This window comes from archaeon (assembly GCA_016432545.1).
Lineage (GTDB): Archaea > Thermoproteota > Nitrososphaeria > Nitrososphaerales > Gagatemarchaeaceae > UBA183.
Window position 1 is genome coordinate 1,166,441 of the sequence record CP066694.1, and the last position, 24,378, is coordinate 1,190,818.

22 protein-coding genes and 1 tRNA gene are annotated in these 24,378 nt (G+C 55.8%); 14 read left to right on the forward strand and 9 right to left on the reverse strand.

Features of this window, described 5'->3' with window-relative positions; all coding sequences use genetic code 11:
• The first annotated feature begins 450 nt into the window (after positions 1 to 450).
• The 5 genes from HY247_06525 (at position 451) to HY247_06545 (ending at position 7,152) form a co-directional block, all read left to right on the forward strand.
• Positions 451 to 2,394 carry a hypothetical protein gene (locus HY247_06525; protein ID QQG48394.1) on the forward strand — a complete coding sequence of 648 codons (1,944 nt, stop codon included), beginning with the start codon at positions 451 to 453 and terminating at the stop codon, positions 2,392 to 2,394.
• A 43-nt stretch (positions 2,395 to 2,437) separates the two neighbouring features.
• Entirely contained in the window at positions 2,438 to 3,397 is a 960-nt protein-coding gene (locus HY247_06530) for a GNAT family N-acetyltransferase (protein QQG48395.1), read from the forward strand.
• 191 nt (positions 3,398 to 3,588) lie between these two features.
• Positions 3,589 to 5,880 (forward strand): M1 family metallopeptidase, encoded by a 2,292-nt coding sequence (locus HY247_06535; GenBank protein QQG48396.1) that lies wholly within the window; start codon positions 3,589 to 3,591, stop codon positions 5,878 to 5,880.
• Positions 5,881 to 5,904: 24 nt separating this feature from the next.
• Complete coding sequence (locus tag HY247_06540; protein ID QQG48397.1) at positions 5,905 to 6,693, forward strand: hypothetical protein; 789 nt, start codon at positions 5,905 to 5,907, stop codon at positions 6,691 to 6,693.
• Positions 6,694 to 6,702: 9 nt separating this feature from the next.
• On the forward strand, positions 6,703 to 7,152 hold the full coding sequence (locus HY247_06545) for a hypothetical protein (GenBank protein ID QQG48398.1): 450 nt from the start codon (positions 6,703 to 6,705) through the stop codon (positions 7,150 to 7,152).
• A gap of 254 nt (positions 7,153 to 7,406) precedes the next feature.
• Here the strand turns inward: HY247_06545 and HY247_06550 are convergent, their stop codons facing one another.
• The 5 genes from HY247_06550 to HY247_06570 all read right to left on the reverse strand — a co-directional run bounded on the left by HY247_06550 (position 7,407) and on the right by HY247_06570 (position 11,394).
• Entirely contained in the window at positions 7,407 to 8,315 is a 909-nt protein-coding gene (locus HY247_06550) for a hypothetical protein (GenBank protein QQG48399.1), read from the reverse strand.
• An 8-nt stretch (positions 8,316 to 8,323) separates the two neighbouring features.
• The gene (locus HY247_06555) at positions 8,324 to 8,524 is read right to left on the reverse strand and encodes a hypothetical protein (protein ID QQG48400.1); all 201 of its coding nucleotides are present in this window, start codon (positions 8,522 to 8,524) and stop codon (positions 8,324 to 8,326) included.
• A gap of 126 nt (positions 8,525 to 8,650) precedes the next feature.
• The gene (locus HY247_06560) at positions 8,651 to 9,682 is read right to left on the reverse strand and encodes an EVE domain-containing protein (protein QQG48401.1); all 1,032 of its coding nucleotides are present in this window, start codon (positions 9,680 to 9,682) and stop codon (positions 8,651 to 8,653) included.
• A 690-nt stretch (positions 9,683 to 10,372) separates the two neighbouring features.
• Complete coding sequence (locus HY247_06565; GenBank protein QQG48402.1) at positions 10,373 to 10,888, reverse strand: hypothetical protein; 516 nt, start codon at positions 10,886 to 10,888, stop codon at positions 10,373 to 10,375.
• Between the two features lie 14 nt (positions 10,889 to 10,902).
• Positions 10,903 to 11,394 (reverse strand): hypothetical protein, encoded by a 492-nt coding sequence (locus HY247_06570; GenBank protein ID QQG48403.1) that lies wholly within the window; start codon positions 11,392 to 11,394, stop codon positions 10,903 to 10,905.
• Between the two features lie 66 nt (positions 11,395 to 11,460).
• On the opposite strand from HY247_06570, the gene HY247_06575 reads away from it, so the two are divergent.
• From HY247_06575 to HY247_06590, 4 genes are all read left to right on the forward strand, one after another.
• Complete coding sequence (locus HY247_06575) at positions 11,461 to 12,849, forward strand: hypothetical protein (protein QQG48404.1); 1,389 nt, start codon at positions 11,461 to 11,463, stop codon at positions 12,847 to 12,849.
• A gap of 38 nt (positions 12,850 to 12,887) precedes the next feature.
• Positions 12,888 to 14,858, forward strand: a complete 1,971-nt coding sequence (locus HY247_06580; protein QQG48405.1) for a DEAD/DEAH box helicase — start codon at positions 12,888 to 12,890, stop codon at positions 14,856 to 14,858.
• A 211-nt stretch (positions 14,859 to 15,069) separates the two neighbouring features.
• Positions 15,070 to 15,852 carry a DUF3883 domain-containing protein gene (locus HY247_06585; GenBank protein ID QQG48406.1) on the forward strand — a complete coding sequence of 261 codons (783 nt, stop codon included), beginning with the start codon at positions 15,070 to 15,072 and terminating at the stop codon, positions 15,850 to 15,852.
• A 107-nt stretch (positions 15,853 to 15,959) separates the two neighbouring features.
• Entirely contained in the window at positions 15,960 to 18,068 is a 2,109-nt protein-coding gene (locus tag HY247_06590; GenBank protein QQG48407.1) for a DUF1156 domain-containing protein, read from the forward strand.
• A 111-nt stretch (positions 18,069 to 18,179) separates the two neighbouring features.
• Here the strand turns inward: HY247_06590 and HY247_06595 are convergent, their stop codons facing one another.
• The 4 genes from HY247_06595 to HY247_06610 form a co-directional block, all read right to left on the reverse strand.
• Positions 18,180 to 18,842 carry a trypsin-like peptidase domain-containing protein gene (locus HY247_06595; GenBank protein ID QQG48408.1) on the reverse strand — a complete coding sequence of 221 codons (663 nt, stop codon included), beginning with the start codon at positions 18,840 to 18,842 and terminating at the stop codon, positions 18,180 to 18,182.
• Between the two features lie 49 nt (positions 18,843 to 18,891).
• The gene (locus HY247_06600; GenBank protein QQG48409.1) at positions 18,892 to 19,470 is read right to left on the reverse strand and encodes a hypothetical protein; all 579 of its coding nucleotides are present in this window, start codon (positions 19,468 to 19,470) and stop codon (positions 18,892 to 18,894) included.
• A 90-nt stretch (positions 19,471 to 19,560) separates the two neighbouring features.
• Positions 19,561 to 20,775, reverse strand: coding sequence for a DUF4433 domain-containing protein (locus HY247_06605; GenBank protein QQG49583.1), 1,215 nt, complete (start codon positions 20,773 to 20,775; stop codon positions 19,561 to 19,563).
• A 111-nt stretch (positions 20,776 to 20,886) separates the two neighbouring features.
• Positions 20,887 to 21,000, reverse strand: a tRNA-Phe gene (locus tag HY247_06610).
• Between the two features lie 165 nt (positions 21,001 to 21,165).
• Here HY247_06610 and HY247_06615 point away from each other — a divergent pair.
• The 5 genes from HY247_06615 to HY247_06635 all read left to right on the forward strand — a co-directional run bounded on the left by HY247_06615 (position 21,166) and on the right by HY247_06635 (position 24,357).
• Positions 21,166 to 21,762 (forward strand): hypothetical protein, encoded by a 597-nt coding sequence (locus tag HY247_06615; GenBank protein QQG48410.1) that lies wholly within the window; start codon positions 21,166 to 21,168, stop codon positions 21,760 to 21,762.
• The gene (locus HY247_06620; protein ID QQG48411.1) at positions 21,749 to 22,180 is read left to right on the forward strand and encodes a hypothetical protein; all 432 of its coding nucleotides are present in this window, start codon (positions 21,749 to 21,751) and stop codon (positions 22,178 to 22,180) included. Before HY247_06615 ends, HY247_06620 begins: the two co-directional genes overlap by 14 nt.
• Positions 22,181 to 22,215: 35 nt before the next feature.
• Entirely contained in the window at positions 22,216 to 22,662 is a 447-nt protein-coding gene (locus HY247_06625) for a hypothetical protein (GenBank protein QQG48412.1), read from the forward strand.
• Between the two features lie 67 nt (positions 22,663 to 22,729).
• Entirely contained in the window at positions 22,730 to 22,939 is a 210-nt protein-coding gene (locus tag HY247_06630) for a hypothetical protein (protein ID QQG48413.1), read from the forward strand.
• A 26-nt stretch (positions 22,940 to 22,965) separates the two neighbouring features.
• The gene (locus HY247_06635; protein ID QQG48414.1) at positions 22,966 to 24,357 is read left to right on the forward strand and encodes an amino acid permease; all 1,392 of its coding nucleotides are present in this window, start codon (positions 22,966 to 22,968) and stop codon (positions 24,355 to 24,357) included.
• Positions 24,358 to 24,378: the final 21 nt, after the last annotated feature.

A 24,378-nucleotide genomic window follows, 5' to 3' on the forward strand; every position in this document is an offset into this window, starting at 1 on the left:
TTCCTGCAGTCGCCAGGGGTTCGACGGAGCCAATTCCTGCGATCGCCGAGACTAACTCAAGTTTGGCATGATTTCTGTGAGGAACGTGGATCTGAGCCAACCTAGGGGTAGTCCATAGCCTGACCTTTGAGTCGGGGTGTCCGACCCGCGGCATCGATTCCTCCGATGGGCTCGAAAATCGGATCCCCTGAATTTGAGCATGCACAGATTGACTCAAATCCTCAGTGAGTGCCGTGGGTAATCGCGCTGGAGTGCGCACCAAATGAAGGTAAAGAGTCACACGTGATGAGCGGCCGCCAGGACTACCACCCAGCGAGATGAGTGGAACCGGCCTCTGCTCCACGGGTTCCTGGCGAACTGACCATCAAAAGTTCCTGTCCGACCAGTCAAGGGACACGAACGATTGCATAACGGCTTTAACTTCTGAGAGACGTCATCTGGCGCCTGGAGATGCCCCAAGACCAGAGACGGCTGGCTGCGATTATGTTCACCGACATGGCTGATTACACCTCTCTCAGCCAGCGCGACGAGAAGCTGGCCCTCCGCCTCCTCGAGTCACAAGATGCCGTCCTGAAGCGTGCCTTTGGCGCTCACAACGGCCGGGTCGTGAAGGGGACAGGCGATGGCTACCTCGTGGAGTTCGGCAGCGCCCTCGAGGCGATGGAGTCGGCCGTGGACGCACAGAAGGGCCTCTCCCTGCAGAACGCAGCCGGCAAGCCAGAAGCCATCCTGAGGGTCCGCATTGGAATCCACGTCGGCGACGTCGTCGAGAAGGGAGAGGACATCTTCGGAGACGCGGTCAACATCGCCTCCCGGACCTTCCCCATGGCCGAGCCAGGCGGGGTCTGCATCACGGAAGAGGTTTACTCGCAAGTCAGGAACAAGATCCCCCTCAAGATGGAGAAACTCGCCCCCCAGCAGCTCAAGCACGTCGACTTCCCCGTGAATCTATACAAGGTAGTCCTCCGAGAGGAGGCCAAACCAGGCGAATCCAAGATGGCTCCCAAAAACAGACTCGCAGTCCTCCCTCTGACGAACATCAGCCCTGACGCGAAGGACAGCTACCTCGCCGATGGCATGACCGAGGAGCTGATCACAGTCCTCTCCAAGGTCCAGGGCCTCAGGGTCATAGCCCGCACCTCCTCCGACAGGTATCGCGGCAGCGAGAAGCGCATCTCCAGCATCGGGGACGAACTTGAGGTAGGAGTGGTCATGGAGGGAAGCATACGCAGGGCAGGCGAGAAAATCCGGGTGACAGTCCAGCTCATCGACGCCCAGACGGAGGAGCACCTCTGGGCGGAGACCTACGACCGCGAGCTGACCGACGTCTTTTCGATTCAGTCTGAGATAGCAAGGGACGTGGCGGACGCCCTGAAGCTCCAGCTCCTGCAGGCCCAGGAAAAGCAGATCGAGAAGCGGGCGACCTCCAACCTCGACGCCTACATGGCATACCTGAAGGGCCGGGCCGCGATGCCAGGGAGGACGAAGGAGGGCCTTGCCGAGGCCATAGTAGAGTTCGAGAGGGCGGCCAAGCTCGACCCAACCTACGCCCCGGCCTACGCGGGCCTTTCGGACGCCGTCTTCCTTCAGGCTGACTACAAGTACGTGCCGCTAGGGGATTCCGTCGAAAGGGCCACTGAATACGCGAAAAAGGCCCTAGCCCTAGACCCCGACAACTCAGAGGCCCACGCCTCCATGGGGCTCCTCCTTGTCCGCGAATATCGCTTCGCCGACGCTGAGCGCGAATACAAGAGAGCAATCGAACTCAACCCAAGCTACGCACCAGCGCATCACTGGTACGGAATGGACCTCGCTGAATTGGGAAAGCTGAACGAAGGCCTCGAGGAGGCCCTCCTCGCTGAAAGACAGGACCCGCTCTCGCTCATCATCGTCATGAACGCATGTGGAATGCTGTTCTTCTCCGGCCGGATAGAGGAGGCACGGAAGCTCATGGATAAGGCAAGGCACCTCTCTCCCGGGAACCAGCTCGTGGCGCAGTACGAGGCCGACTTGGACATGGCTCGGAATGACTACGCGGCCGCGGCGCTCAAGCTCGAAGCTCTCTCGGGAATCGCTCACAACAGGGTTGGGGCCATCTCCGACCTGGCCTACTGCTACGCTCAGCTCGGCCAGCGAGACAAGATCGTCAAACTAGAGGAGAGCATGAGGAATGTTGCCCTAGATGAGGACGACCGCCTCGGCATCGACTCAGGCATAGCGTACGCCTTGGGAGACATGGACAAGACCTTCGACCTGCTCTCGAAGGCAATAGACAGAAAGGCAGTCAGCTGGATCCCTCTGAGGTACCTGCCCCAGCTCGAGGGCATCCGCAAGGACCCCCGCTGGGCGGAGATGCTGAAGAAATACAACTTTCCATTGAATGCGTCAGGTTGACTTTGCCTAGGCGAGTGGGCAGAAGGACCGGGAGAGGCAATCGTTGAGAATCCTGGGGCACGACGAGCTCCCGTCCGAGCTCAAACCTGAAGCCCACTTACTCGACTTCTCTGCAGGTTGGGGCCCGATGGACTTCCGCAGGATCGAGGCGGCAAGGAGAGTCGGATACCCTGCGCCGAAGTACTTCGGCGTCTACGCGGTCGAAGGAAACAAGATCCTCTCGACGGTCAGGGTCATCAGGTTCCCCTTTACACTCCCAGACGACAGCGTGGAGACTGCCACCGGAATACAGGGGGTCGCCTCCAGGAGGGACAAGCGGAGGAAGGGGCTCGCCGGGAGGCTCTTGGAGGAAGTCCATGCCCGGGAGGCAGGCGAAGGAATCAGGCTTTCATTCCTCTGGACAAGCCGGACCAACTCCGCGCACCACCTGTACGAGAAACTCGGGTATCGGGACATCTACACCCCAGACCTTGCGTTCAGGAGTTCCCCAAGGGCCAAGCCGAAGACTCCCTACTTCCTGACGCCAGCAAAGAAGTCCGACGTGGCCCTACTCGAGCGCCTGTACGCCTCCTCGACCCGCCGAAGAACGGGCTTCGTCCCCAGGCCTCGCGGTCTCCTCAGATCGCTCATGGAACTTGGGTTCGTCAAGCTAGACTCGATCATGATGGTGAACCGGGGCAAGGAGAAGGTCGGATACGTCGAAATGCAGGCCTCGCCCAGCTGGGTCAAGGTGTCAGAGCTGGTGACCACTGAGGCCCGACCAGACGGAGACGGCCTGATCTCGGCCGTGGAGCTGGCTGCAAGCGACAAGTTGCTTGCCTTCTGGAACACCCTCGTCCGAGACTTCAGGGCCGCGCTCTTGAAACGCAGGTATTCGGTCTCCGACCTCGCCTACTACGGGCTGATGGCCACTCAGCTGAAGGGTCGGAAGGACAATTACCTCGCCCGGACGCTCGGGACAGCCAGCCTCCGATTCTCCTGCCAAGGCTACGACTACTTCTGAAGTGCTGCCGCGCCCGCACGCTTATCTCATCCCCCAAAGGCCGCCCCCTTGGGGACTCTGAACTGGAGATCCTGTCCTACGACCTCGGCCTCGAAGTAGACTTCAAGCGCTCGGTTCTCGACGGGACTGAATCGATCAAAGTCAGGTCCGCGAGGGAGCCGCTCCACCTGAACGCGACCAAGATGGAGATAATGGGCGTCGAAGTGAACGGCAAGAAGGCTCCTTTCTCACACTCGAAGTCCAAAGGGATCCTTTCAATCAGAGGCGTCCCGAAGAAACTCTCCACCGTCGGAATTGCGTACAGAAAGGAGGTCTCGGACGATTCGATCTTCGGGCTCTACAAGTCGAAATACGGCAAGGACCACCTCCTCGCCACCGACCTCGAGCCGGCCGAGGCCCGCTCAGTCTTCCCCTGCCTCGACGAACCGGCCTTCAAGGCGGTCTTCAGGCTCAAGGTGACCACAGAGGACGGACTGAAGGTCATCTCGAACATGCCCGTTGCGTCGTCGAGCCGGACCAAGGACGGGCGAAGGGCCTCGGTCTTCCAGCCGACCCCGAAGATGTCCACTTACCTCTTCTTCCTTGGAGTCGGCAAGTTCGACGAGGCCACGACCACAGCAGGCCGCTCAAAGGTGATAGTCGCATCCCGGCCGGGCCAGGCCGACAACACCCGCTTCATCGGCAAAGTCTGCGCGGACGTTCTCGAGGACTTCGGGAAGTACTTCGGAATCCCCTACCCGCTCCCCAAGCTCCACCTCGTCGCCCTCCCAGAATACCACACCGGGGCCATGGAGAACTGGGGCGCCATCGCCTCCCGCGAGTCGCTAGTCCTTGTCAGGCCCGACTCCAGCCTCTCCGACCACCGCTCCGCCGCCCGGGTCCAGGCCCACGAGATCGCCCACATGTGGTTCGGCGACCTCGTCACAATGAAGTGGTGGGACGACTTGTGGCTCAACGAGAGCTTTGCGACCTTCATGTCTGCCAAGGTACTCAGCCGCCTCCACCCCGACTGGGACCCCTGGCGCGACTTCCTTCGCGCCGAGACGTTCAGGGCTCTGAACGTGGACGCCCTCTCGTCCACCCATCCGATCCAGGTCCAGGTCAACAGCGTAGAGGAGATCAACGGGCTCTTCGACACGATCAGCTACGGCAAGGGGGCGGCCGTCCTCAGGATGCTCGAGGCCTACGTCGGCGACGAGCCGTTCAGGAAGGGGATCTCGGCCTACCTCAAGAAGTTCCGCTACTCCAACGCCGCAGGGTCGGACCTCTGGAACGCCCTGGGCAGGGCCTCGGGACTTCCCGTCTCGCGCGTAGCGAAGGCCTGGCTCACAATCGCGGGGTTCCCCGTCGTCCGGGCGAAGGCCTCGAAGGGCAAGCTGAGCCTCACCCAGAGCAAGTTCAAGCTGACCGGGAAGGAGTCCAAGGAGGTCTGGCCGATTCCGCTCACCTTCGACGACGGGGGCCGCCAGCAGCGTGTCCTCTTCGACCATCCCTCGACCACGGTCAAGGCCGCCAGGCCCGAGCGCCTCGTCCTCAACTCGCGCCGGACAGGGTTCTACAGCGTACTCTACGACGAAGCCATGTACCGCCAGCTCGCCAAGGGCTTCTCCTCCCTCCACTCGCACGACAGGGCGGGGATCATCAACGACCTCTATCTCTTCATCCAGGCCGGGATCGCCGAGCCCGCCCAGTACTTCCGCTTCGTGGCCCTCGCCTCCAAGCTCAAGGACCCGCTCATCAGCCTCGCGATCAGCGACCAGCTCCACGGCCTCCGGGCCATCGCGAGCGACGCCGAGACTGTGCGCAAAGCCTACCACGGGTTCTTCGAGTCGCAGCTTCGCCTCGTGGGCCTGACGCCGAAGCCGAAGGAGGAGGAGAGCGCGGGTATCGTGAGGGAGGCAGTCGCCATGCTCCTGGCAAAGGCGAGCCCGTCCCTGGCCGCGAAGCTGGCGCAGAAGTTCGACGACTTTGAATCGGTGGACCCCAACCTCAAGGAAGCGGTCGTGGTGGGCTATGCGATGCACCGCGGCCCCGCCGCCTTCGGCCCCCTCGTGGACCTCCTGGGGACTGTCAAGACCGAGGTGGACAGGGGCAAGGTCTACGGCGCCCTGACCTCGCTCCAACCCAGCCTCGTAGAGAAGACGCTCGACATGACCCTCGACGGTGAAGTGAGCCGCTCCGACTCGGGCCCGGCCTTCCGCGGAGCCTACAACAACCCGGCCTCGGTCCCGACCCTGTGGGGCTGGGTCGCGAAGAACTACGAGAAGTTCCGCGACGTCTACGGAGGGACCCAGCAGTTCTATCTCTACATGGGCGCGGCGATCCCGCGGATAGGGATTGGACACGAAGCCGAGGTCAGGAGCTTCATCTCCGGCAAGAGGTACAAGGGGAACGAGATGACCTTCCGCAGGGCCTTCGAACAGCTCGAGGTCAACGCCCGGCTCCGCCGCGCGCTCCTCGCAGCCCAGGCCCGCAAGGCATAACAAATCAGGCCCCGGACGCGGCTCGTGCTCGACTTCGCCACTAGCTTCCTCTATTTCGCCGTCGCGACCGCCCTGCCAGCCATCGCGGGCCTCGCGCTTGTCACATCAGCTTCATCGCTGGTCAGGCCTAGGTACCTGATTGCCCTCTCGTTTGGGATCTTCTTCTGGTTCTTCAGCGACACGATAGGAACGTCTTCCTACCTGGACGTCCAGGCGGGCTTCTCGGGGGGTGGCGTGCAGATTGCGATACTGGTTCTCTTCATCATAGGCGTGGTCCTGTTCTTCGCCGCCGACCGGGGGCTCTTCTCGTCCCTTCCTGCGGGGCCAGGCCTCGCGATCCCGATGCTCGTCGCTGTCGCCTTGGGGATTCACGGCTTCGGAGAGGGAACGGCCTTCGGGAGCACGGCGGCGGGTACTTCAGGCACAGACCTCCTCGAGACCTTCGGCGGGGTCTCAGGCGGGACGGCCTACGTCCTCCACAAGCTCCTCGAGCCGATGATGGTCGGGGCAGTCTACGTCGCGGCGCGGGAAGGAGCGGTCGCGATGTCCCGACGCTTCAAGGACGTGCTGATACTCGCAGGGCTCTTCGTTGTCCCTTCGCTCATCGGGGCCGTGACCGGGTACTTCCTAGAATACGACGCGACCTACTTCTTCGCCCTCGGGACCGGGAGCGCGGTCTACGTGGCCTTCAGGCTGGTCAGGCACCTGTTCGTCGGCGGCGAGGCGCAGGGCAGGTGGGAGTCCGCCAGGGTGGCGCTCTGGCTCCTCGCAGGGTTCCTCGCGATTTACATAGTCGCCCTCTTCCACTCGTAGGGGGTCAGCTTGGGCCTCGGTCGTAGGGGAGCTGTCATCATCCTCGTCGGGCTGCTCGTAGCCGCTAGCGCAGCGGGCGCGTCATACTACTATCTCCGGGGGTCGGGTAGAGACGGGACGCTGCCCTCTTGGTGCACAAGGCCCGCGGGGGGGTTCCTGATCGTCGCCAGCGTGAACGGGTTCAACGACAGCATCCAGCATGGCGTCCCCGAAGCCAACTGGCCGAACATCAGCGTCCAGAACGGGACCATGGTCAACATCACGGTCTGCAACATCGACCACCAGGCCCACGGGTTCCAGGTCTCGCACTATCGGGACACGCCGATTCAGTCGGTGCCGCCGGGGCAGGCGCTGCACGTGCAGTTCCTCGCGAACAAGGTGGGGACGTTCAGATTATACTGTTCGATATTCTGCACTATTCACTGGGCGATGCTGAACGGGACCCTAGCGGTGAGTTAGGCCAAGTGTCGCGCCGGAGGGATAGGGATTGTGGTTCCTGGCCGTTTCACAACCCTTCCCACCTTCCGTCAATCAGTTTGAAGAGGATTGGGAAACTAGTCGTCTGGAAACGGGCGTGCCTTCGAAAGCGTGGGAAACTGGCATCATGTCGATTCTGTCCACTTTCAAACGTCACTCATGGAAATTTCCAACAAGCTAAGCGAGAGTGTCTTTACACCTCCTACATGGAAGACGGGATGCCTGTTTTCAGGATCCTAGGCGCTCCTACTCCGAAGAAAACTTGAGACACTCCCCTTCAGGCCATCAAAACCCCTCCAGCCCTTGCGTGGGTAGCCTTTGGTCATGGCACTAACGCTTCGAGAAGGCTCCAATCCTTGGAAGAAACACATCAGTGGAATGTTCTTGGAGTCAGCGCGCTCGACCTCAGCTAACCATCCATTAGGAACTGAAATCTCGAAGATTGCGTGACCGCACTTCTCAAGAAGTTCGAATGAATGCGTCTTTTCATTGGCTCCTTCACGCGGTTTGAACCTGTCAGCAATTATCGGTATGAGTCCTTCCTCTATTACGATATTCTCTAGCATTTCAATCACCACGTAGTTCCCATAAGTACCTCCCACGAAAACACGTTGCTCTCTGTTACCGGGGATTTCATCCATACTCAACTGCCTAGTTATGACTCTAGGCTCTGCCCTCTGAAGCTTGACTAGCTTCGAATCATCCATTTGAACGCTTTCGACGAATTGACTTAGTATCGAGTTTGGATCAGTAGCTTCAGCCCCTCGTTTGCTGACCGCGAATTCCTCAAGCCCGCCCAGGAAATCCAATGGGATTCCATAAGACCCCCTCAGAATCGTACGAGCAAATGACTTCGCTCTGTCTCCACTTCCCTCTGACAAGCAGTCCTCGATAAACGAACTCAGAAAGACTGGCAAGGCAGGAGTCGGTTGACCTTTTGCGAGCAAACAGATACCAATCTGTGCAAGCGGACCTCCTTTGTGAAGTCTTCTACCCTCTCTACTTTGTCTTTCGACAATCAACCTGTAACTAACGTTATGAATTGCTATCGCATCGGAATAGTTTCCGCGCCTCCGGAGCGTCGTAGCTATCGAGTCCAACGTTTCAATTTGCTCCTTGAACTCTTCGGGGAGCTGCCACGACAAAGAGTCCTCTACCTGTAGGAGATTATCTTGCCGGTGCGGTCGTCGATAACCAATGTCTTTTTGTCGGAGTGTAGCAACCCCACATCGATGACAACTCGCCATCTTCCTCCCTTTTTCTCTACGGAAGAGACGGCACTGCCAAAGAAACCCCTTCTCAATGCAAAGGTTCTGGCTATTTCCGCGACATCGTCGACTGTCAACTTTGGCACTGATTGCCCACTTCCTCTGGCGAGCCTATGGTTGAGATAAGTGTTGGTCGTCAAACGATAACCAAGGACCTGCGTGGTCCCCAGCGCTTACCCGGACCTTCCATATACCTATTGACAAACTCCCTGTCATAATCGGACAGGCTCCCCTAACCTCGTGACATTCTCGTGATTCCAAGTTGGAGGGAAACGTGCTTTGCTTACCTCCTCGTGGGCCATCGTTAGGTCATCATACGTCCAAACCTTGCATATCTTGGAAATAGGCGGACTTAGACTCTCGAATGTCGGACGTGTCATCTCCTCCTTGGCTTTTCCCCTACGTTCTTCAGGGACGACTATGAACAAGGGGAAGCGAGTGTTCGGTTGAACTGCAATCAAGTCCGACATTCTCAAGAGACCACTGTATATTGACGTGGTGTGTTCAATCTCGAAGGCTGCGAGGATGAGGTTATTCCGCAACCACAAGACATCAATATTCTCGACAATTCTTTGGGTCTTTTCACCAAATCCAAGTTGGGGCAAGTTGTCAAGCGTCAAACCAAGGAATTTCTCATCACTGTAGGAACGACTTCTGTCTGCTCGTGGAACCCAGACCTCGCAACCTCCATACTTACCAAGCTTGATCAGGCTGTACTGAATTTCAGTGTGAGTTTGATCAGTCGTGGGGGGTTCGAATATCGTGGAGGATGTAGAGCCCTTCCGCCCGATCAGGGGGACTTCGACTTGTGCGAGGTGGGCTCCGACTGCCTGCATCTCCGATACAACAAGGTTGTAATCCGCTTCAGAAATTTCCCTTCGGAAGTTCGCGGGCGTGCCCATGAGGTAGACGTACCATGTGCTCTTGTTACCAACAAATGAAAGCCTAGATGCCACTTCCTTCGCGTTCACCCGTCCCGTCGCGAGCCATCTTGTCGCGGCACGCCAAGGCCAGTAGACCTCATGATCTTCGACTTCCTCCTTCCAAACCATATCTTGCACTCTGGACCATTGTCCGCTGATTTCTACTGCTCCTTTGAATTCACCTGTTCCCTTGACATAGAACACAATCCTGTCTCCGTGAGAAACCAAATTTTTCTTTGAAACAGTATCAACAGCCCAAATCTTGTTCTCAAACGCTATCCTAAAGTTCTCCGGGGTGGTTGAGAAGACCCAGTATCTCAACGAACCTGGTGACACTGCCCATTATTTAGGCGCTTTCAAGAACTCCTTTGACCTCACCCATGCTGATGAGACTCTTGGCGGTCAAAGACGTGCTTGTTCTAACATTCCCTCCGAATACCTCTAGTTCTTAGTGGGCGTAAAATGCCGGGGCAAGATATCGAGAACCAGTGGAACCAAGTGCGCAGTGGACCACCCCGAGAGCGAAGCGGAAGGAGGAAAGTTCTAAAGAGATATTGGCTAACTCCTCCTGAAGTCTACAATCAACTGAACGACGAGTTCCACTTTGATTTCGATCCTTGCCCGTCTCCGGGAGAATCGATTCTGCCGTTCGACGGGCTAGGAACTCAATGGGGCAAGATGAATTACGTAAACCCCCCCTTCAAGAGTGAACATGGCTCTCCCACTGCTTGGGCCAGGAAAGCCATTGAACAGAAAAATTTGGGAAGAGGCTCGGTACTGTTGCTTCCAACCCAGAGCTATGTGAACCTGCTTCTCGAGGCAGGGGCCGAGCTAAGACCTTTGGGAAGAATTCGGTGGTTAGCTGTCGAGGATCATGAACCAACTCAGTCTCCCAGTCCGATTACTGCATTCATCCTGCGACCATCCTGAGTTCCCCTTGAGGACTTCTTAGTCTCCCTGGGGCCAAGTTAAGAGCCGTCGTTTGCGAGACTTGGTTTCGCCATTCAAGCTTCACTCCCGTGTTATCTTCCCGCTTTCATCTACTCTGAGAGTATACCAGTCGTACTTTTGATGCTCAACTGCATCAACGATGCTAGCTTGGATTTCGTTCCGGAGTCTACCACTCGCCTTACTTTCCAAGAGGACTATGCGTCGAAGGTTGCCGCTAGTGACTAGGCCGTCAAAGGCAACAAAATCGACAGGATGAGAGATGAGTTTGATGTCTTCGGGCTGTACTTTGGGCTTTTCGAAGAGGGGAGAGACGGACTTTAGTCTCTTGGGAAGGAAGACTCGGCGGGCCCTTTCGATGGACTTGGCCCTGATTTCCGTTCTTCTCTCGTTCAACTCGCCAAGCTTTTCCTCCCAGACTACCACCTCGTCTTGCACCTTGTCAAACCAATCCCTGACGTATTTTGCCCGATAAGAGATACGGATGTTAAGGAGCCTCGACATCTCTCTGCACTGGGGGTTGGGGCAAACTCCGAACAGGTGTCTTTGTTCCCTGAAGAGAGCGCCAAAGCTAGCCAATTTTCACTTTATCTTCAGAACGACTTATACTCGACCCTATGCTTCTCGACGGCACGTCTTACTAACTTCTGATTGTCGTTTAACTCGTTTGCTCCAGTCTTCAGCTCGGCGAAGTGTAGCTCCTTGACCCTCCCGCCCTCCGATAGTCCGTCGAAGATTATGTAATCGATTGGCTTGAGGAGGGTCCTACAATCCCCACCGTTGAAAGGGAACGTCGGAAGACCGGGAGCAACCTCTTCGACCACAAGCCCAACATTGACAGCCAACGATCTTTGGGCCGCCAATTTTGTCAGCTTGAGTTTCAGCCTTTCGTATCGTTGTTTCACCTCGGCAGGGGATTCTTTGACTAGGTCGATAACATCCTTCACTTCTCCTGGATAATTGTCAGCATAGAAGAGGCTCCAATCTGCCAGTGGACTATCTTGGCCGCAGGCAGGACACTCACCCTTTATCCTATCATCTGATGTAAGTTCCGAAATTACGGATCTGACCTGTTTTGGGGACACTCCTGGACAGCCGGCGCTTCAAATCTCCTTCGATTCTTATATAGAATTACTCTTGGGATAACGCCGTTGAGCATTGCAATAGACCACAGCCGCGCCCTAGCGATCGGAAACTGGGTATGCAATAGCTCAATTGCCGAAACTGGTTCTAAGTATGAAGGGTTTCAGTGGAAGTTCAGGGGGAAACTTCTCAAAGATCTTACCAACCGGATAGGCCCTTGCAACAAGGAGTACCCCGGCGACTGCGTCTTTCTCGTGGACATTAACTTGCTGCGTTACAACTTCGAAAACCGCAGAATCAAGATATACCTTAAGGAGAGAGTGCAAGAGAAGGCAGGTTCCAAATCGATATCTGGTTCCTTGACCGTCTCCGAAACGAACAAGGAAGACGTCGAGTGGCTAGAGAGCCTACTTCTCGGGAAGAAGGACATCATCGGGGTGGTTTCTAACGCTCCAGGTTTCGAGCAAGAGCTCATTACCAGCCACCAACTCGAACCCGCAGTAATCACGAGAGACGGTACGCTTCGGAACGGCAACAGGCGGAAGGCGATTTTCCACGAAATCCTCCGGAAGATTGCGGCCGGGGTCAAGACCGCTGAGATGAACTACGGCAAACTCGACCCTGAGAACTTCAAGTATCTGAAAGTGATCATTCTACCTCACGACATCACCGACGACGATCTCTTCGACCTTGAGAACTTCCTTCAGACAAAGAAGGAGTGGAAGCAAGTTTACGACCCGATCTCAACCCTGATGATCATAAAGGAGGCCTACGAGGAAAGGCACTACACCTTCGAGGACATCAGACGGAAGTACCTGCATGACGTTAGCGCATCCAAGATTCAATCAGACTACAAAAAGATCATTGCCATCGACAAGTATCTCACATCAATCAATAAGCCGGGTCAGTATAGACTAATTCAAAACCAACAGGAGATGTTCGAGGACTACGTCAACTACGACTTCGCAAACACTGGGCTTGCATCCTTGCACAAGGAAAAGGCTGCTGAGAAACAGGCGATAACGAGGAAGAGGGACGAATTCTTCTACGACTTAGTGTCAGCTAACCACTACAACCCTGAGGTCCTGAGACCTAGCGAGAAGGCAGTGAGGAGCATTGCTTCTGACGTATTCAAGAGTGTAGGAAAGAACCCCTCGAGCATCATCGCAAAATTCTACTCCGGCATAGATCGCAAGAAGCTCATCCGAGGCGAAGAGACCATGACACTCAGGTTCTCGACTAATGTAGCTTCAATAGTCGATGAATACAAACTCAAGAAAGCCGACCTTGCTCCTCTGGAGAAGCTAAAACAGATTGCGCTGGACCTTAACAAATTCAGCACTTCGGCCAGGGGGCTCCTTGCTAGAAAGAGGGAGACTGGTAAGTATGTTAAGCTAGCCAAGGAGGGCTTATCAAAGATTGAACTAGAGGTCGCCAAACACAAGAAAGAGGATTGACCTTGGTCCGGCTTCACTTCCAAGGGACAGTGCTTGTATTGGCCCCAGAGGGCAATAGCTCCCTCTTGGGTGGTACGTTGAAATCTTCGTTAGTTTACGACGCTGGATTCGAATTTGATGAGGGATCCTCATCCTTCATCCTCAGGAGGGAAACAGATCTAAGGCCTGGTCTAGAATACGCCTTTAACTTGCTGAAGAGCGAGGGAATCGGTTTCACGCAGGATGAGAGCGTTAGGAAACTTCGCCTCACCATAGAGAACCAGGTGAAGGCCCTTGTCGAGTCCATTGGGGCTGGGGAGAGAATCAAGAAAGAGGCAGTTCAAAGCGAATCGTATCCTCACGGCTTCAAACTCCCACTACTCCCATCCCAGAGAAAGGCCGTCGCCTTGCATCTCGGCTTGCCTTATTCGGCCGATTTCAGCGTCCCTGGTGCTGGGAAAACATGGATTGGCTATGCGGTCTTTTCCACTCTGAGGAGAAGAAAACAGGTAAAGAAGCTCCTAGTGGTCGGACCCATCAGCTCATTCAGACCTTGGGAGGAAGAGCACTTGCTGATATTTGGCAAGAAGGCAAACTTCAGGGAGATCAAAGGCTCAAGAGCAGAGAGGCACTTGGCAATCAAGGAAGGAATCAAGAACGAGATTCTCCTTATATCCTACCACAGCATCAGCAATGATGAACAGAAGGTCGCTGAACTCCTTAGCCTTGATGACTTCATGGTCATCCTCGACGAGTCGCACAACGTCAAACAACCGGAAGCGAAACGTACGAACGCGGTCTTGCGCCTAGCGAAACTATGCAAGCATAGGATGATACTGAGTGGAACGCCAATTCCGCGTTCGATCGAAGATATCTACACACAATTCGCTTTCCTCGACCCAGACAGAGATGTCCTTGGCCAAGAGAGTGACTTCATCGGGATGGTGGACCAGGACGAATCACTGGAGCTATTGAAGCAGAGGATCTCGTCCTTCTACTACAGGATTCGCAAGTCCGAATTCGACCCCAAGCTCCCAAATGTGGAATTCTTCAAGGAATCCATCTCGATGGGTTCAGGCGAGGTCATGGGTCCTGGTGGAAAGCTGGTTGGGAAGGTAGCCCCATGCCCTAACCAGGAGTCGATATACTTTGCAATCGAAGGGCGTGTCTACAACATGATTCAGAAAGAGAGAAAGAGGAAAGGCTCGGTGTACGAGAGATGGGAGGAGATCGCACAGCTGAAGTACTGGCAGAGGGCAAGGCTGTTGAGGCTCCTGCAGGTAGCGTCGAACCCAGCGCTGCTCATGAAGGAAGACCTCCAGCTCGGGGTCGACAAATTAGACTCAGTGGGTCTCCCTATCTACCAGAGGATACGCGAATACTCAAGGCTCAACGAGAAACCTGTCAAACTGCAGAGGGCCGAGGACCTGGCCAAGTCCTACCTGAACCGCGACTCCGATTCGAAGGTCCTGATTTGGACCAGCTTCGTCCGAAACATTTTCGAACTCAAGAAGGGTCTGAAAGACTATTCCCCGGCGATTGTCCACGGCGACATAGCCAAGGACCCTGATGAGAATGTCTACTTCAACAGGATAGACGAGGTTGCGAAATTCAAGAACACCTCGAAATGCAGGGTCCTGATTGCGAATCCTGCATCGCTCGCGGAATCTGTCTCACTCCACAAGAACTTTCGTGGAGAGGTCGTGTGTAGCACTGCCATCTATGTTGATCGCACCTTCAACGGGGCCCATTATATGCAAAGCCTCGACCGCATCCATAGAATCGGGCTGAAGAAGGATCAGAAGGTGACCTATCACATCCTTCACGCAGCACAAACGGTAGACCTGGACGTCGATGATAGCCTCACTAACAAGATCCAGAACATGGAAAGATTCCTTGACGATGACATCCGTCAATTCAACTTGGAGGTGAACTACGGCGACATAACTGACGGAATTTCGGACAAAGAGGACTACGAAAGGGTCGTCAAACGCCTCGAACAACACTCGAGGGAGGGAAGGTTTGATTAGGAGTCTGGAGGAGGTAAACAGACTTCTACAGTACTTCGATCAGTACGGACTGAAGTCCACCGAGGAGGAGGCTCTTCTGAAACAGCTTTCGAGATCCCCCGTCATAACCCAGTCGTCACTCGACCACAGGTCGACTGTAGCTTTCTGCGTCTTGGCAGGACTATTGGTAAAGTCAGGCACTAGGCTGTCATTGACTTCGTCCGGACAGGAGTTGACTGCACTGGCGAAGACGAACAAGCCGTCATACCTCATAGACTTCAACCAAAGAGAGTGCCAGTACATCAACTGCAAAGTCTTCTTGGGCTCCAGTTTCGACTCGCCAATCCGGCCAGTTCTTCGAGAATACTTCGAGAGGGACGACCTAAGCAAATCCTGGCGCTACAACTATCGAGGGGAGGAGCCACTTCCCCAAGACTTCATGGAGTATGTCAACCTTCTCAAACAGTCAGGGCTCTTGCTTGAGCACTCCGGCCTATACGAAATCAATCCACAATACTCCCCCCAGGTTTCCGTCCTTGTATCAGAGAGGCCCCTGCTCTCTCAAGAAGAACTTGAAAACATTAGGGATGGACAAATGAAAACAGGGCAAGACGCTGAAAGGATCGTGACAAACCATGAAAGAGAGGAGCTACGGCGATTGGGCTGCGTAGAGGAAGCTAGGCTTGTAATTCGGGTCAGCACCTGGGATACAGCTGCAGGATACGACATCAAATCGTTCGCAGGACCAAGCAAGACAAAGAGGCATGACAAGTTCATCGAGGTGAAGGGATCAACGAGGGAGTCGCTTAGATTCATTTGGTCAGCAAACGAAATCGAAAAAGCAAGAGTACTGAAGCATCACTACTGGCTCTACTTTGTAGGCGGGGTCGCAGGGAAAAAGAGCACCAGCCTCCGGAAGTTTCAGGACCCAGTCCGCAACATACTGAACTCTTCGAAATTCGACAAGAAGAGCACCGGTTTCGTGGTCAGGGAGGCAAGGAGGGGTCGGTCCTGACAGCCGCGAAGGCATTCGGGTGGAAAGAAGATCTTGGCACAATCCCAGGGCCTCAGGTTTCCTTCCTCGAGAAACGCCTGCCCGTCCGCCGCCTTCATCAGATCGCAATGGTCGAGGGAAACTCGAAGCGTCCAATCTATCAGCTTCATAAGTGGTGGGCCAGGCGACTGGGGAGTGTATTCAGGGCCCTGATTCTCTCGTCAGCCCTATCCTCGACCGAGTCGGAAAAGGTGTTTTGGGAGAGGTATTACAACGGGCTTTCCCTCAAAGAGCTGACACTTTACGACCCCATGATGGGGGGTGGCACGAGCATCGTCGAAGGAATCCGCCTCGGTTGCAAAGTAATCGGAGCTGACTTGAACCCAGTCGCCTGGTTCGTGACTAAGAAGGAAGTCGAACCATATGAAGAGAAAGCCACAGACGCCTATTTTCGGAAGCTGGAAGAGGCAGTGGGAGAGCGGGTCAGGGCGCTCTACAAGACGAGATGCTTGCTCGGGCACGACGCCGAAATTGTCTACGGAATTTGGATTAGGCAGGTGAGATGCGCAAATTGTAATCGTCTCGGGGACCTCCCGGGCGGGACTCGCATCAGAGAAAGAGTAGTGGGAAAGCCGAGTGGGAAGAAAGTCCTCGCTACTTTGGTTTGTGGTAACCCGGAATGCGAGAATGTTTTCAGCTCGTGGGCTGAATCTCCTGTCTGCTCCAGATGCGGAGCGACGTATCATCCCGAAGTCGAAGTACCTAGAGGGATGTTCAAATGCAAGGCCTGTAAGAACATGGAGAAGGTTACCGAGGCGACTCGTCGAAGGGGGACGTTTTTGGAATCGCGCCTCAACGTAATCCAATTTCATTGCCTGATGTGCGGAACCAACTTCAAGAAGCCTGACCAGCATGACCTAGATCTGTATCACGCAGCCTCGGAGGCATTGAAGGCAAACCGAAAGTCACTTCACTTTCCCAGACAGCGAATATCGGTAAGAGGGAGGGCGGACCGCAGACCCGTCAATCATGGATTCAGGTACTACAGCGACCTCTTCAACGGTCGACAACTCCTCGCTCTGTCCATCACCCTCAACGCGATAAAGCGCATCCCGGACGCTTCTGCCCGCGAATTCCTGCTCCTAGCGTTCTCAGCTTCCCTGGAAACAAACAACGTGCTCTGCAAGTACGAATCGAAATGGGGCAAGATTTCTGCTTTGTTTGGGGTACCGGGGTACCATGTGCCCAACAGATATGGTGAGAACAATCTCTGGGGAAGGGGGCGAGGCAGTTTTGTGCGGTCATACGCCAAGCTGAAGCGGGGAAAGAAGTACGCGATGAGGCCCTATGAGGTTCTCTTCGAGTACGGTAATCTACAGGAGGGGACGCGAGGCCAGAAGATGTATCTTGAGGAAAACGTCTCCACAATGGTAAACCACTCAGCTGAATCCGAGGACCAAAGTCGCCCTCTAATCCTATGTACGGATTCGAGGAGAGTGCCGGAAATCAGGGACAAGACAGTCGACATCGTCCTGACTGATCCACCTTACTATGATAACCTGGTGTACTCCGAGTTGGCTGACTTTTTCTACGTTTGGCTCCGTCTGGTCTTGAAGCGCGAGTACGAATATTTTTCAGGTCAGACATCAAGGAGAAAACAAGAGATTCTCGTAAATGAACATTCGAAGAAGGGGGGGGCGAAATTTGCGAGCGACCTCGCTCGAGTCCTCAAAGAGTGCAAGAGGGTCTTGAAGGATGAAGGACTGATCGTCTTTACGTTCCACCACTCCAACCCTGTTGCTTGGGCCAGCCTGAGAAGGGCTATCTCTTCAGCCGGCCTTTTCGTCACTGCATCTCCAGTCCTAAGATCTGAAGGGAAGAGTGGATACAGGGCGGGCAATATCAATTACGATGTTGTTGTCGTTTGCCGGAAGCTGCCCCTTAGTTACCGAAGAGAAACAGAGGACGCCGATTATCTCTTCGATGCCTCGCTCGATTCGGTAAGGGAGATTTATGCGTTGGATCGCACGATAAGCGACTCGGACATTCTCACCGTGGTCATGGGCACCTTTCTCAGGATCAGGGGCAAGGCAACGAGAGATTTGACGGAAAGTGTGGGTGAAGCAGTCGTCAAGCTAAGGAATTCGCTTCGAGAACCTGAAGAAGTGCAGCCTCCTGAGCTCAAGACTCTTCAACAATTCGGCTCTTCGAGCACCCCCGATCAAAACCCTAGTTGAAGAGATGAGGGCCTCCAGGCTGGGAGAAGAATGCCACGGTTCGGCGTTATGCGTCGGCTTGGTGTTGAACTAGGTAGCATCCGACAATAGAGTTCAGTTTTGCGTTCCTCGCTAAACCTGCTTCCATTGAAGGCGGATTCCCGAGTCCGAAGCTAGCTTGCTAATCATTGACATAGGTATCATCTCGCCGTAGCCCAAAGGCAAGGACATGCTGCTTCCAGGCTCACTTTCTTCGTACAGCAAGCTCTGCGATGCGATTCCCATGACAATTCCGTGCTCGTTGAAGACCGGACCCCCTGAGTTCCCACGGTGTAAGAGGGCACTTAGCATTATCGGTTGGCCCTTGCTCCTCCATAGTGAGATTACCCCTAGGGTAACAGTAGGCGGATGGGTCAGTATTCCCTCGTCTTCCTCCCTTGGAGTGATCCACGGATAACCACAAGCAGCCACAACCGTTCCTAGTTCAATAGACTTTCTAGAGGTCAGGAATCTCAAGGAAGGGGTTGGTCCTCCCATTCCCAAGTATTTCCGGAACGACGGGTCGACCTTCAGTATCGCTGTGTCAGCTTCCTTGTCATACGCCACAACTTCGTACTCTTCCTCAGCGTCCTCATGCCCGTACCAGTTGACTAGGCCCTCTAGTCTGTGTGGAACGACATGAGCGCACGTGGCGACGTAGCAAGAACTGTCCAGGACAATTGCGCTGCCTTGACCCTTCCGATTTACGACCTTGACGGTGCTAGCTGCGATGTGGTCAGTGTCGAGGAATTTCACGACAGCAATTCGAGAGGATTGTCATTAAGGAGCGTGATGAGTCCGCGATTCAATCGGGTAGCCGAGACACGAATGTCGGCGGGGAATCTTCTTCGCTTATGCCGCTCAAAGCCAATTTCTGACCCACCAACGCAGCCACAGACTCATTGTCAACTACAATCGCCTCAATGTCTTGGGGAAAGCCAACCCATCCCTCGTCATCGTCTAATAGATCGACCTCGCAGTAAAGCGAACCATGTCTGACCTGGTTGCGTAACGTGCTCAGCAAGTCAGATCCATTCAGAGTCTCGATTCTATTGGCATGCTCCTTGACCGCAATATCGGTAAAGAGGAGCAACCTTCTCGCATCAGCGAACTTGAGCACCAGGTCTTCCCTGATTAGTAGGATTACTATTTCCCTGTAGTACGACCTTCGCCTAAGGACCTTGTGGAGAGACCCGTAGAAGCTGGGATTCTGGACCCTTGGGTCGTCATAATTGCTTTGGAGGTAGATGTCGAGCCCCGTTCCCCTTTGATGCGAATAGAAACCTGCAAACGTGGGAAGGTAGTTGGTCAACCCAAGCGAGGATCTCTTGGGTTGACGAAGATCTATGGAAACGTCCTTGAATGTAGTCGTAGTCGACTTCAAGCGAGCCCTACTTCTGAGAGCTGCTTGGCTGATGATGCTATCGATATTGTCGAGATGTGTGTAATGAAAGAGCGGAATCCTTGTCACAAACTAAGATAACCTGCCCTGCATTAGGTAGTCCTTCATGATGTACTTGTCTGGGACGTGCTTTTCGGCAGGAAGGTAGACTTGGACCGGTATGTCGAGGCTGAGGTAGCGACACATCACTGGTCCAATATCTTTCCAATCCAGACCTCCAAGCCCACATCCTAACGCGGGAACAGCAAGAGAGGTTATGCCGATCTGTCGATAGTTCTCCTTGATCCACTCCAGGCCTCGCTCGATGTATCTGATGTCCGACATCTCGCGCCAATGATTCTTGGTCGGAAACAGTATGAACCAGGTCCTCGCATTCGCATGCTCGAGGCTCTTTGGTTCGTCGGCTAGTTCCTCGTCGAAAGATGACTCCCTCTTGTATATGTTCGGCTTTCCAAGCTTTAGCCTTCCGCTCCGGCACTTATCTTGATAGTCGACGTAGACGTCGGGGAACTGATACTTAGCCCGTGAAGCGAGCCCCTTCCCCATGACCCCTACACAGTTGACACTCACCGTCAGCGTCTGCATTCTCGAGAAGAACATGTCGCCGTCCACGACTGAGAGGTAGGGGGTAAGCCGGGTTTCCCTAGTTGGAGCGAAGAACAATGGAGCCTGCCACATGACGTAACGGTCGTCTCTGTAGAACTCGTCTCTTAGTGCACCTGCCATGTCTTGCTTACCTACGAATACGGCCTCGACGTACTCGGGAGGCACAAAATCCGGGATGAGAACTTCTGCCATGATCCTTCGCTTGGACCCGTCGAACGAATTCCACCAGTCTGTGTCGATCTGCCTTAGAATCGATTGCTCTTCCCTGCCGAACCTGTCGATCGGATAAATGGTAGTCTCTGAACTCGCGGCGTTTCCATCAGTAAAGTAGGCTGCCTTGCTCAAGATGCCCTTCCTTACCGTGACAATCGCGATCTTCTCCAAAGGATTGTCGACGAGGACCTTGTACATCATCGGATTGCGTGCTTGGAAGTACAGGTTGGCGAAGCTCCATAGGCTGCTACCATCCGGTGTCCTGATCCCCTTTCTGTTTGCAACAATGTCCTTGTTGTAGATAGGTGTGTACTTCACCCCACTCTTCTCGACCATGCTATGCGAGAGGATTCCTTTCGTAACTATGGACTTCAGGTTATCAACATGCGTAATGTAATAGAGCTCTCTGAAGTCCCTCCTCTTTCGCGATTCTCGAGTTCCTCCCCGTCTGGCTGAAGCTTCTACCATCATCGCACAGCTGCGTTCCGCATCTGTTATACGCTTCTCTCTGGGGTTGGGATCAGCATGGAAGTTCAATCGCCCAAAGGGAAACAGGGCCGCCCCCCAGGATAGGGAGGATGCCGCGGGCCGGACACTCCCAAGCCTTGCGGCCGGATTTGAGCCGGCGACACCTCGGTCTTCAGCCGAGTGCTCTTAGGTCCGAGACGATCTCCCAGGCTGAGCTACCGCGGCACCGAGCCCCCGCACTCCCGGTTCTTGCTTAAGCCTTTCTGGGGAGAAGAGGGACCGTCGCAACATCGTTCAGTTTCGTAGGTTTCCCGTTCAATTCCGTTCAATTAAGTTTCCAAGCGCCCATTCAGGTGCCGCTGTCGACGCGTGAGCGGAGGCGGCACGCAAATGGTGAACATACCAACACAGCTGACCCCGGGACTGGGCGGCATACCAGCCTGGCTCATACCTCTGGCACTGCTCGTAGTTGCTCTCCTTCTGATCTTCGCAGGGCGGACGATTGTCAAAGTCATCGCGTTCCTCGTCGTAGGCCTGATAGGCGCCTCGATCGGAGAGATGCTCGCTTCTGGGTACCTCGCCGGGACGGGTGCCCTTGGCCAGCTGCTCGGGATCCTGGGCGGGTTCCTCATCGGAGGGATCATCGGCGTAGCCATAGTCGCCTTCGGGATCGGGCTGGCGGTGGGCTACGGCGCCTACCTGCTGGCCCTCGACCTCTTCGGGAGCCACACCGCGGCGCTCGTGGTCGGGTTCGTCTTCTTCATCATCGGGCTCGCCTTGTACGGCAAGATCCTGACGCTCGTCACGGCCTTGGCCGGAGGGCTCCTTCTCTTCCACGTCCTCCTCACGTTTGGCTTTGGCCCGACCCTCGCCACGCTCTTCGCAGCAGCGACTACCATAATCGGCATCGCTGTCGAATACGGCATGACAAGAAGGCCGAAGCCCGCTGCTCCTTCCGCCGGAGGTGGTGCGAGTGCTCCCGGCTAGGGAGATCAGGGTCCCGCACAACGACGTCGTCAGGGTCTTCGCGGTCTACGCCGACTTCACGGTCAGGGTCGACGACAACTCCCCAGTCCACTTCGACTACGACGTCCGGCGCACCGACTCCCAGGGGCTCAACTGGATTCTTACCTTCCGGGTCTACGGCCTCGACAGGAAGGGGCGTCTGATGCTCTTCGAGCACAAATGGCCCCACTCCTACCTCCAGTCCCCGCGGAGGAACGAGGTCATCGCCGAGATGGTCGGGAAGTTCGCCGAGCCCCTCAACGCGCTCCCCGGGCGCCTCGAGATGGTCGACCCCCTCAGTCTTATATCGAGACCTGAGCCTCGCGCGGAGCGAGAAGCCTGGATCCACAACCGGCAGGGACGCCAGAACCGCAAGCGCCAGCCCGGCCCAAGGGCCTGACACTGATTTCAGTCGTCTGGGGAATCTTCGGCGCAGTGAACATCTACACCTCCGCCACTACGATCAACACCGACCTCCGCGTGCTCCCCATGCTCTCAGGCTCCACCGTCGACCCCTGGTTCCAGTTCGGGGTCCCCGCCGAACTGGCGATCAGCATCGCGCTACTTATCGCGGGCCTGCTCCAGCTCCTGACGGTCTCGGGCCTCTGGTTCGGAAGGAAGTACTCGTACTACATGGCCCTGATACTCCCGGTGGTCATCCTCGCGGTCAACCTGACCTACGCCCTGCTCACCTACTCCGCCCCCGAGTCCCTCGGGCTCAGGGACTCCACGCAGTGGAGCTACGTGGTCTCCGGGGTTTTCTGGGTGGCGATCTACTGGAACTACCTGAGGAAACCGCGCGTCAAGGCCTACCTGAAAGTAGGATTAGACCCGGGCCCCAAACAAGTCCCAGCCGCCATGTCTTCAAGCGCCCCGAGCTAGCCAGGACGACTCCCCAGGGGGTCATCGGCACAATGGTGATTATATCATGGCACGCCAACGCAAACACATGGAAGGTTGGACGAACATAGAGATCTCGAGGGAGACCCTCGGCGAACTCACCTCCCTTCAGAGGAGTTACGGCTCCTCGACTTTGGATGAGACGATAAGACTGTTAGTCCACCGCTACAAACAGGACGTCTTGAAGTCGATTTCTGGAGCGGACAAAGGAAAGATCACAAGTTTCACTGAGCAAGACCGCGGTGAAGATCGCGACTGAAGCACGTTCCATGAGCCCGGCCTAGAATGGCCTCGCTCAAGCGCGACCTGGGCCTCTTCGACCTGACCAACATCGTCGTCGGGGCGATCATCGGGTCTGACATCTACATCGCCTCGGCCCTCACCGCGAACCTCGTCGGGCCCTTCTCGGTGGTCCTCTGGGTCATCGCGGGTCTCATGGCGATAGTTCTTGCGATGATCTTCGCCTACTCCGCCTACTACGTCCCCAAGGTCGGCGGGCCCTTCGCCTACGTCTCCCAGACCTTCAATGACTTCTGGGGCTTCCTGGCCGGGTGGAGCATGTGGGTCGCCGAGGTCATCTCGCTTCCCGTCTTCGCCATCACCTTCACGAATTACTTGCAGTACTTCGTCCAGCTCTCGGTCCCCGAGCAGCTCCTCGTGAAGGCCCTCTTTCTCTTCGGGCTGACCGGAGTCAACATAGTCGGGGTCAAGGCTGCAGGGAAGATCAACGACGCCCTGACCTTCATCAAGCTCGCCCCGCTCCTCCTCCTCGTCGTCATCGGGTTCGGCTCCTTCGCGGTCAACCCTGGCTTCGTCTCGAACTTCTCCCCTCTCGCGCCCAACGGCTTTGCGAACGTCGGGACCTCCCTCGTGCTCATCTTCTGGGCCTATGTCGGCTTCGAGATGGGGACCCTCCCAGCGGACGAGGTCAAGGACCCGAGCAGGAACATACCGCGGGCGATACTGATCGGCATGGCCATCGTCTCGCTCTTCTACATCTCCACCAACTTCGTGATCTTCGGAGCCGTCAGCTCAGGGACCTTGGCAACCACGGCAGTGCCGTTAGTCCTTGTCGGGGCGACCCTGCTCGGAGCCGTGGGAGGGTCGATCATGAGCGTCGGCGCCCTCTTCTCAGTCTCCGGCTCGGACGAGTCGGGCATCCTGGGGACTGCCAGGCTCTCCTACGCCCTCTCCATCGACGGGCTATTCCCCAAGGCCTTCGCAAGGATCCATAGGAAGTTCGGGACGCCGTACGTTGCCCTCTTGGCCCAGGGGACCATCGCCTTCGTCCTCTCTGCATTCTCCGGGCTCTCCAGCCTCATCTCCTTCTCGGTCCTTAACCTTGCCTTCTCTTTCCTGTTGGTCTCCATCTCATTCCTCGTGATGAAGAAGGACGCCAAGGGCCTCCGCGGGCAGAGGGTCCTCCCCTGGCTGGGCATCGCCATCTGCCTCTTCCTGCTCTACTCGACCTCCCTGCAGGACAAGCTGGTGGGGTCGCTGGTCATCCTCGCGGGCATTCCCCTCTACGCTTACTTCTCGCCCAAGGTCGACATGGCGGAGCTCAAGGGGGCCTTCCTGTCCTCGCCTGAGGTCACCCGGCGGTATCTGGAAAGGACCGACCGGTTCCTGGCCAAGCTGGTCAAACTCGCACGGCGGGCCCTTCGGAGCCGGGCCTGAAAGTACGGTCCTGTCAAGACA

Coding starts and splice junctions, on each gene's coding strand:
- HY247_06525 (QQG48394.1), top strand. CDS start 451: ATGCCCCAAGACCAGAGACGGCTGGCTGCGATTATGTTCACCGACATG.
- HY247_06535 (QQG48396.1), top strand. CDS start 3,589: ATGGGCGTCGAAGTGAACGGCAAGAAGGCTCCTTTCTCACACTCGAAG.
- HY247_06590 (QQG48407.1), top strand. CDS start 15,960: ATGGTCGAGGGAAACTCGAAGCGTCCAATCTATCAGCTTCATAAGTGG.
- HY247_06605 (QQG49583.1), bottom strand. CDS start 20,775: ATGGTAGAAGCTTCAGCCAGACGGGGAGGAACTCGAGAATCGCGAAAG.
- HY247_06615 (QQG48410.1), top strand. CDS start 21,166: ATGGTGAACATACCAACACAGCTGACCCCGGGACTGGGCGGCATACCA.
- HY247_06630 (QQG48413.1), top strand. CDS start 22,730: ATGGAAGGTTGGACGAACATAGAGATCTCGAGGGAGACCCTCGGCGAA.
- HY247_06635 (QQG48414.1), top strand. CDS start 22,966: ATGGCCTCGCTCAAGCGCGACCTGGGCCTCTTCGACCTGACCAACATC.